At 45.4% G+C, this 8,535-nt stretch carries 12 protein-coding genes and 1 pseudogene; 6 read left to right on the top strand and 7 right to left on the bottom strand.

The window, feature by feature from the left end; all coding sequences use genetic code 11:
• Window positions 1-152 precede the first annotated feature (152 nt).
• The 5 genes from O3660_RS11380 (at window position 153) to O3660_RS11360 (ending at window position 3,520) form a co-directional block, all read left to right on the top strand.
• A complete protein-coding gene (locus O3660_RS11380) occupies window positions 153-578 on the top strand; it encodes a MarR family winged helix-turn-helix transcriptional regulator (protein ID WP_003685715.1) in 426 nt (141 codons plus the stop codon).
• A gap of 11 nt (window positions 579-589) precedes the next feature.
• Entirely contained in the window at window positions 590-1,459 is an 870-nt protein-coding gene (locus O3660_RS11375; RefSeq protein WP_049351402.1) for an ABC transporter six-transmembrane domain-containing protein, read from the top strand.
• A gap of 45 nt (window positions 1,460-1,504) precedes the next feature.
• A complete protein-coding gene (locus O3660_RS11370) occupies window positions 1,505-1,750 on the top strand; it encodes an SMR family transporter (RefSeq protein ID WP_318250488.1) in 246 nt (81 codons plus the stop codon).
• 585 nt (window positions 1,751-2,335) lie between these two features.
• On the top strand, window positions 2,336-2,842 hold the full coding sequence (locus tag O3660_RS11365) for a hypothetical protein (protein WP_371464992.1): 507 nt from the start codon (window positions 2,336-2,338) through the stop codon (window positions 2,840-2,842).
• A 90-nt stretch (window positions 2,843-2,932) separates the two neighbouring features.
• The gene (locus tag O3660_RS11360) at window positions 2,933-3,520 is read left to right on the top strand and encodes a hypothetical protein (RefSeq protein ID WP_049351404.1); all 588 of its coding nucleotides are present in this window, start codon (window positions 2,933-2,935) and stop codon (window positions 3,518-3,520) included.
• A 91-nt stretch (window positions 3,521-3,611) separates the two neighbouring features.
• Here the strand turns inward: O3660_RS11360 and O3660_RS11355 are convergent, their stop codons facing one another.
• From O3660_RS11355 to O3660_RS11325, 7 genes and pseudogenes are all read right to left on the bottom strand, one after another.
• Window positions 3,612-4,133 carry a hypothetical protein gene (locus O3660_RS11355; RefSeq protein ID WP_049351405.1) on the bottom strand — a complete coding sequence of 174 codons (522 nt, stop codon included), beginning with the start codon at window positions 4,131-4,133 and terminating at the stop codon, window positions 3,612-3,614.
• A 67-nt stretch (window positions 4,134-4,200) separates the two neighbouring features.
• Window positions 4,201-4,974 carry a hypothetical protein gene (locus O3660_RS11350; protein ID WP_049351406.1) on the bottom strand — a complete coding sequence of 258 codons (774 nt, stop codon included), beginning with the start codon at window positions 4,972-4,974 and terminating at the stop codon, window positions 4,201-4,203.
• 19 nt (window positions 4,975-4,993) lie between these two features.
• On the bottom strand, window positions 4,994-5,425 hold the full coding sequence (locus O3660_RS11345) for a hypothetical protein (protein WP_371464991.1): 432 nt from the start codon (window positions 5,423-5,425) through the stop codon (window positions 4,994-4,996).
• Window positions 5,426-5,688: 263 nt separating this feature from the next.
• Window positions 5,689-5,988, bottom strand: a pseudogene (locus O3660_RS11340) (sulfite reductase subunit beta); the annotation flags it as partial.
• Between the two features lie 94 nt (window positions 5,989-6,082).
• Window positions 6,083-6,616, bottom strand: a complete 534-nt coding sequence (locus tag O3660_RS11335; RefSeq protein WP_049351407.1) for an inorganic diphosphatase — start codon at window positions 6,614-6,616, stop codon at window positions 6,083-6,085.
• 84 nt (window positions 6,617-6,700) lie between these two features.
• Complete coding sequence (gene nudB, locus O3660_RS11330) at window positions 6,701-7,165, bottom strand: dihydroneopterin triphosphate diphosphatase (protein WP_003685636.1); 465 nt, start codon at window positions 7,163-7,165, stop codon at window positions 6,701-6,703.
• A 137-nt stretch (window positions 7,166-7,302) separates the two neighbouring features.
• The gene (locus O3660_RS11325; protein ID WP_049351408.1) at window positions 7,303-7,956 is read right to left on the bottom strand and encodes a metallophosphoesterase; all 654 of its coding nucleotides are present in this window, start codon (window positions 7,954-7,956) and stop codon (window positions 7,303-7,305) included.
• Between the two features lie 86 nt (window positions 7,957-8,042).
• Between O3660_RS11325 and O3660_RS11320 the strand changes: the two genes are divergently transcribed.
• Window positions 8,043-8,486 carry an RpiB/LacA/LacB family sugar-phosphate isomerase gene (locus O3660_RS11320; protein WP_049351409.1) on the top strand — a complete coding sequence of 148 codons (444 nt, stop codon included), beginning with the start codon at window positions 8,043-8,045 and terminating at the stop codon, window positions 8,484-8,486.
• Window positions 8,487-8,535: the final 49 nt, after the last annotated feature.

Below are 8,535 nucleotides of genomic sequence, written 5' to 3'. Positions count from 1 at the left end.
TTTATCGTAGTTTGAATATATCGTTTCTACATTAATTATTTTAACGGTTTCAAGGCCGTCTGAAAATGATTGTTTCAGACGGCCTTCTATTTGCAATTAGTCCTAAATATGACTATAATCCGCATCCAATTAGTCAATATCGAGACCAATTTATGAATCAACTTGACCAACTCGGTATGCGCATCAGCCACATAGACAGCGCATTCGACCAATGGATTAAACAGCAAAACACCAACTACAATACCTTTGCCGTTCTCTATACCTTAGCCACCGAAGGCAGCCGCACTCAAAAATACATAGGCGAAGAATGGAGCCTGCCCAAGCAAACCGTTTCCGGCACATGCAAAACGTTGGCGGAACAAGGCTTGCTGACATTTCACGAAAGCGAACAAGACAAACGCGAACGCTTATTGTCGCTGACCGAACAAGGCAAGGAATCCGCCGCACCATTGGTGCAAAACATGCAGGAATTCAGCAAACGAATTTTTACCGCCTTCGGTGAAAAACGTGCAGCCCGACTGTTTGCTGATTTGGACGCGTTGGCCGAATTAATGGCGCAAACCCTCAATACTAAATAAGGAGGGCAGCCATGTGGAAAATGTTGAAACACATCGGTCAAACACACCACCGCAAACTCATCACAACCTTCTCTCTCGTCGGCTTGGATAATCTACTCTTGCTGGTATATCCCGTGTTTGGCGGCTGGGCGATTAATGCCGTTATGGAAGGCAACGTCTGGCAGGCAATGTTGTATGGTGTGGTGGTTTTATTAATGTGGATAATCGGAGCCGCCCGCCGAGCAGACGATACGCGTACGTTTACCAAAATCTATACCGAAATCGCCGTCCCGGTCGTTTTGGAACAGCGCAAACGAGAAGTACCGCATTCCGCCATTACCGCACGCGTTGCCCTATCGCGTGAGTTTGTCAGTTTTTTTGAAGAACACCTGCCCATCGCTGCTACTTCGCTGGTTTCCATCTTCGGTGCATGTATGATGTTGCTGATATTGGAATTTTGGGTGGGCGTATTGGCTGTCGCGATACTTGCCCTGTTTTTATGGTTGCTGCCGCGTTTTGCCGCCATCAGCGAAAACCTATATTTCCGTTTAAACAACCGGTTTGAACGCGACAACCACCTTATCAGTGACGGCAACGAGCATCAGCTCTACCGCCACTATGGCTGGGTTGCCAAACTACGCGTGCTGATTTCCAACCGTGAAGCCTTAGGCTATCTCAGTATCGGCATGGCGATGAGCGTATTGTTCGGCTTCGCCTTTATACACATGACGCTTAAAGGCTATGGCAGCGCCGGCCATATCTATTCCGTCAGCACTTATTTATGGATGTTTGCAATGAGCTTGGACGATGTACCGAGCTTGATCGAACAATACTCCAATCTAAAAGATATCGGACAACGCGTTGAACTCTCGGAAGAAAACAATCTTTTCAAGGCCGTCTGAAACCTTAACACACTATCAGGACATATTATGAGTTAGTTTTATTTAATCTTAGCCGGGATGATGGAAATCGGCTGGCCATTGGGTTTAAAGCTGGCACCACAGGAAGGCTACCGCTGGCATGGCTTTGCCGCCGCGCTTGCCTGCATCGTCGGCAGCGGATACCTCCTTTACCTTGCCCAAAAAAGTATTCCGATGGGTATAGCCTACGCCGTCTGGACAGGCATAGGCGCGGCAGGGGCATTTTTGGTAGGCGTTGTATTTTTCAACGATGCCGCCAACTTCGGCCGCTGACTCGGCGCATTTCTCATCATCTCCGGCGTCGTAGTGATGAAACTCTCCAGCGGAAACTGAAAATCTCGTTTCTATTAAATCTAAGGCCGTCTGAACGAGCATGTTCAGACGGCCTAATACCTTCCCGAATATAACGAAATCATCTTAAATTAAAACCAAGCATTCTTTCCTTTTTTCAGACGGCCTGTTTAAAGAGCCTGCTCGGATTGTTATCAATTCACCCGGTTTTGCATTATAATTGTGCAAATTTGACTCACTCGAAAGAAAATAAATTGGAAGGATTACAACAACTTGTAGATTTATTAGTGGGTTTTGTCGATTGGATATTGAAATTACTGGCATTCTTGTTTTAAACTACGTTCCATTCTTTTATACATTAAAGACGTATTTTCATCATGCAAACCGCGCAACGCTCTGCTACTTTCTTCTATTGGTACCACACAAACGTGCGGTACTTTTTTGCGCTTGTCTGAAACAGACCAAGTTGAAAATACGCAAATTAGAGCCGCCTCATTTGAGCGGCTTTTTTTATACCCATCATGGCCGCTTAAATCCACCCATTTTTAAGAAATAAGGAATACAGCCATGACTGCCTCAACTAAAATCCACAGCCAAACCCAAATGTTACACACCTGCCGCATGGTCGTTGACAGCAACAGCCACCACAGCATGCTCAACATGCACACTTTGCCTGATTCGCCTGACAGCCTCATCAGCGAAGCCCTGATTCCGCAAGTGCGCACCATCGCGACTTTGATTGCCGCAGAGCGCCACAACTTCAATCAAAGCAGCCCTAACGTTTTTACTGATGAAGCGGATTTCTTCGCAGCACGCATTTTGGTTCTAGGCGTACGCCGTTTCCATTTGGATATTACCCTGCTGCCTATGCTCAAAACCGCCAACAAACGCGCCGAAGCTTTCGCCAAACGTCATCACATGCCCTTCTCTCCCGCTGAAATGCAAATGTCTCTGCACACCCGCCGCCCTGCCAACCTGTTGATTATCGAAACCGAACACGAAATGCCTGCACTGGGCAATCTGGCTGCCAACAGCCGTGCATTTGCAGCGCAACTTTCCAATATTATTTTGTAAAACCACTTGAAAAACAGGGGAATGGTTTAATATTAGGCAAACACACTCCGCCGAAATCTCGGCAAAGACAAACCTCTCTCAGGAAAAACAATGAAAAAACTGATTGCCTTAGCCGCCCTTTCCACTTTTGCCCTCGCTGCCTGCAAAGACAATACCCAGGCGCAACTTGAACAGCAACAAAAACAAATCGAAGCATTGCAACAACAGTTGGCACAACAAAACGGCCAACAAGAAGACAATACGGTTTACCAGCTCACGCCCGAAGCTGTGAAAGACACCATTCCTGCCGAAGCACAAGCCAACGGCAACAACGGCCAACCGGTAACCGGTACAGACGGCCAACAATACATCTACGACCAATCCACCGGCAGCTGGCTGCTGCAAAGCTTGGTGGGTGCGGCAGCCGGTGCATTTATCGGCAACGCATTGGCGAACAAATTCACACAGGCACGCAATCAAAACAGCCCGATTGCCCGTCAAGCCCGTGCCAACTATTATCAAACCGCACGTCCAAACGGACGCACCAGCCAACAACTGAATACGCGCACCCTGCGTGCCCAACAGCAAAATGCGCAACAACAAAACGCTCAACAGCAACAGCGTTACCGCGAAACCGCGCGCCAGCCTTCCAACTACCGCCGACCAAGCATGGGTCGGGGCTTTGGCCGCCGTCGCTGATTCGGTTTATATTCCATCTTTGATATAAACGCTCTCAATATAAAAGGCCGTCTGAAAATCAGATTTTCAGACGGCCTTTTGGTTTTCTCAGCTATCTATTCTGAATAACCCGATAGCCATTTTCTACGCTTTTACCTGTCTTAGCACAAAGTTCATCGCCGCATCGCACGATATTGGCTCGATTGATACGACCGACCATATCTGCATCCTGTCGTTTTTGATCAATCAACATGACATAGAAAAAAGATAATGCCAATCCGCCAATAACCAATGTTGCCATTGCAAGCGAAATAATCCATACCAAATGCGAAGAAATCTTCTGATTTTCTTCATTTACCTTATTCAAGTATGCATTGAATTCACGTACTTGATCAGCCATTTGGTTGCGTGCCTTTTCCATATCTCGCACATAACCTGCCACCGAATTTGACATTTCTTTCGTCACTTCCGCACGCACCATCTCTGTAATCATTTTGCGTTGATCGTAAAGTGATTTATCCAATTTATCTTCAAGATTTTGGACAATCTGATGGGTACTTTGCCTAAATTGTGTCATTACCTCGGCGGTTTCAAGCAAAAGATTATGTGCTTGCTCAAGTTCGTTATTATTCATGCGTAACTATCTATTGAAAGAATAAGGAAAAAACGTGCCATCAGCATTCTTTAAATATGGGAAGGATTTAACCAAACGATCGACCGCCATAGCTGCGCTCTTCTTGAACTTGCGGAGTATTTTGAGCAACTTCTTGAGCCTGATTTTGTTTTAAGGTCTCTCGCAACTCATCTCTAAAATTTGCCACCACATCAGCATTGTCAGCTAATGCTTTGGCTGTGAACGTACCATCTTTGTCATGCTTAAAGCCTTGAATTAGAGCTTGGAGTTTATCGGCTGCAGATTGCTCGGCATATTGAAGATTATCTGTTTGATTATTTTGTGCACTCAAATCCAAAAGGTCTAAAACCCCTGCTTTGTTAGGATCTTTAGGGACAAGATTTTTATTCAATTTATTTTCAGAACCAGGAGCAAGATGATCACCCAAACCATAACCATCTTTTTCAGGTTCTTTAAGCCTAGCTTCACGTAATACGGTAGCTGCAATAGTATTGGAGTTCTGACGCAAAAAATCATAAGGATAAATATTGTCTTTGCTTTGGGCATTCCTCACCATTTCTGCCCATTTCCCAGATAAATCAGACGCTTCCGTGATTAACTCACGGTATTGTTTTTGTCCTGGGTGTCTAGTAGAAGAATCTGGGTTATTGCTATCATATGGCATACCCGCAATGACTCTTATATTACCAAGGGGTAAATTTGGGTTTGTATTTTCTTCATCTGTCCAACCACTAATGGTATACTGCTTCCCCGTTTTATCAGTATAAAGCAGAAACATATGATGATAATCGTATCCCAAACTACCAAGCTTTCTATAACCAACTTCTATTTTCTCTGACATGATCAATTTCCTTGTAGTTTTATAGATTATTGCTCTTATCTAGATAAGAAACATTTTTTAGTAATTGCCCACTTTTATTAAAAAACAGGCTAATGTATAAATCACGTCTATTACCTAAATAACCTTCGCCTCTTTGATAATGAATAAGTAAATTATCATCTGAATTTTCCAGAACCTCAAACTCATTAGTAATTAAATTGATAATTTCATTTTTAGTTAGTCCCGAATGAAGATATTGTGAAACAATATTACTAACATCTGCACGCTGACTTGCAATATCTGTAATACGGTTTTTTAGAATTTCATTTAACATCAGATTTAAGTTAATCATATTCTTTCTATCTTTCAAGTTAGAGTGTTGAATTTGTGCTTTTTTTTCATGATTATTGGCTTCACAACCAGCAGAAAATAGAGCAAGTACAGCAAATGATACAGGAAGTAATTTTCTCATATTTTAAGTACCTTTTTATTTCTAGTCTGCTGATTATAAATTACTTTTTTTGTATCTTCAACAATTACTTTTATGACTTTCAAAGAATTTATTTTTTAGAGATAATAACGATACAATATAAATATGTTACACGACTACTTCTCGAACTAATGCCAGTACTAATATATCCTGAACATTCATGAATTTTTCCTGCTTCGCAGAGTATAGCTTTTACTTTTCTCTCTGTTTTCTGATGACAGACTTGTTGGCTCTACCTGTATGCGTTATGCCCAAAAGTCTCGCGGAGCGTCCAATACGGGTTTGACGATACCTGTACGGATGGCAAAATCTCCAAAACCTTCCCCATCCAAACGGTTTCAAGACCAATCTGCCACCCAGCCTTCGACAATTTCAAGGATTTCAGGTTCGGTAATGTTTTCTTTAAACAGGCGCGGAATGCGGGGGCCTTCGCAGTTGCCGCCTGCGTAAAGGTTGTAGCGGCCGATGGCTTTGCCGACCAAACCTATTTCCGCCAGCATGACGCGGCCGCAACCGTTGGGGCAACCGGTTACGCACAAAACGATTATTCGTCTTCCAAGCCTGTCCTTCGGTTGATATATAAAAAGGCCGTCTGAACTTTGCTTTCAGACGGCCTTGATATTGGACGGGACAAACCGATTAGGCTTGTTTGTTCCAACGTTCGATAGATTCTTTGATGACTTGTTTCGCTTCTTCTACATCGCCCCAGGATTCAACTTTAGTGGTACCTGCTTTTTTCAGGTCTTTGTAGTGGTTGAAGTGGAACTCGATTTGTTTGATCAGTTGTTTCGGCAAATCAGCCAAAGTTTTGTAAGCGTTGCCGTTGTTGCGGTCGTCGGCTGGAACGCAGACAATTTTGTCGTCCACTTCGCCGTCGTCAACGAATTTCATCACGCCGATAACGCGTGCTTCCAGAAAAATACCGGTTACCAAAGACTGCTCGGTCACCAGCAATACGTCCAATTCGTCGCCGTCTTCGTCCAAAGTTTGCGGAATGAAGCCGTAGTTGGTCGGTTTGGCGAAAATTGCCGGTTCAACGCGGTCGAGTTGGAACGCGGCTAATTTGCGGTTCCATTCGATTTTGTGGTTGCTGCCCGCAGGGATTTCGTTGACAACGTTGATGATGCCGCCGTCCACATCGCCCGGGGTCAGGATTTTGTTGAAGTCTGCCATGATGGTTTCCTTTGATTTTAAAGAGAGTCAAACGGCGAAAGTATAACAAACCCAAGGCCGTCTGAAAATGTGAAACTGTCGTATTCAGACGGCCTTTTTGGCATTCAGCCTTTTGACCAGTTCTAAAATTGCGCGTTTATTGGAAGGGGAAAACACTTTTTCCGCCGCTTCTTCCGCACTAAACCAACCGTAGGCAACGTGTTCGTCCGGTTGCAGCATGATGGGCGTATCACGCGGAATTTGGGCGGAGAAGATGTGTTCGCGGTTTTCAAAAACGCCTTTGGGATAGCGATGGCGCCAGTGATGATAGATTTCATAAACGGTGCTGTCGTGCCAGTTTTCCAGCTGGCCGTCTGCAAGGCGGATACCGGTTTCTTCCCACACTTCGCGCCATGCGGTTTCTTCGATACGCTCGCCCTCTTCCAAGCTGCCGGTAACCGACTGCCAAAAACCTTGCGGCGCCGTGCGTTCAATCAGCAGGATATTGCCGTCTTTATCATGCAAAACAACCAAAGCGGATACGGGATACTTCAAAGGCTTACCGCTCATGACTTGTCCTTGCCGGATTGATTGGGGAGGCTGATTTTTTGTAGTAAGTAAGCCAAAAGGTTTTCCATGTATCACTCAAAAATGGGAAATTGATATTCAGACGGCCTTTGCCGGAAATCCGCAAAGGCCGTCTGAAATTATACCTGATTTAACTGCGCCAGTTTCCGAGACACCAGCTCTGCCGCTTCTTCCAGCGAGTTGACCTTCAACCCTGCTTCGCCAAAATACGAAATTTTAGGCAAATCACACAAAAACTTATCGACATCTTGCGCCGTCAAAAAGCGGCCGTGCAAATCAAATCCGACATTTAAAGCACGCCCTTTGATTGCCGCCACCCTGTCATGCAAATGGCCGTACAAGTGATACCAGCCCTGATAGCAGCCGTCCCACTCCTGAATCGGATAGTGAAAAAGAACCAGCGTATTCTTAATTTCCGGCAATTTGAGTTTCAAATACGGCCGTATGGACGACAGCAGCGGATGGCCGTCATGCTTGGTCTGGCTGCGGAAAAAATCGGCATGCTGCCGAATCACATGATCATGATTGCCGTAAATCAAGTGATGTTGCCCGTTCAACCGCGACAAAACGCGCTCTATCTGCTTGTGGTCTTGGGCAAAGGAAAAATCGCCCAGGTTGTACACCGTATCTTCAGGCTTAACGGTTTCATTCCACGTTTGGATTAAAAATTCATCCATCTGCTCCACGTTATCGAACGGTCGAAATTGCGGGCAGAATTTGGCAATATTTTTATGTGAAAAATGTAGGTCTGATGTGAAGTAGGTTTTGCTCATGCCGTGCTCTCTGCGTTGCAAGCTTGAATCGTATCACGCGCGGGCGTATGCTAAACAATGTTTATTGTATTCTTCAAGGAGTTTTTATGCGTTTGGTTATTGCCGCGCCGGCCAACGGCGCAATATTGAAAGACGCACTCAAAACGCATCTGCAAAACGACCCGCGCGTCAGCAACTTGGTCGATTTATCTTCACCCGAAGGAAGCTATCCGCAACTCTCGTTTGCCGCAGCCGAAGAAGTCGCAGCAGGGCGCGCCGACCGCGCGCTGTTGATTTGCGGTACCGGCGTGGGCACGGCAATCGCCGCCAATAAAGTGCGCGGCATACGGGCAGCGACAGCGCACGATTTGCTCACCCTCCGCGGCTCGGTGGAAAACTATGATGCGCAGGTTTTATGTATGGGGCAAAACGTGATTGCCGTGCCTGCCGCTTGGGCATTGGTCGATATCTGGTTGGACTTACGCCACGACAAAAGCAGCGGCTATGCGCCTAAAGTCGGCGAAATCGAAGCGTATGAGAGCGAAAAATAAATAAGTGTTGCTCCATATATTTTCAGACGGCCTTGTTACGTTTCGCTTT

Source organism: Neisseria sp. 27098_8_139 (assembly GCF_041433195.1).
Lineage (GTDB): Bacteria > Pseudomonadota > Gammaproteobacteria > Burkholderiales > Neisseriaceae > Neisseria > Neisseria subflava.
This window is presented reverse-complemented; position numbering and strand designations above follow the sequence as displayed.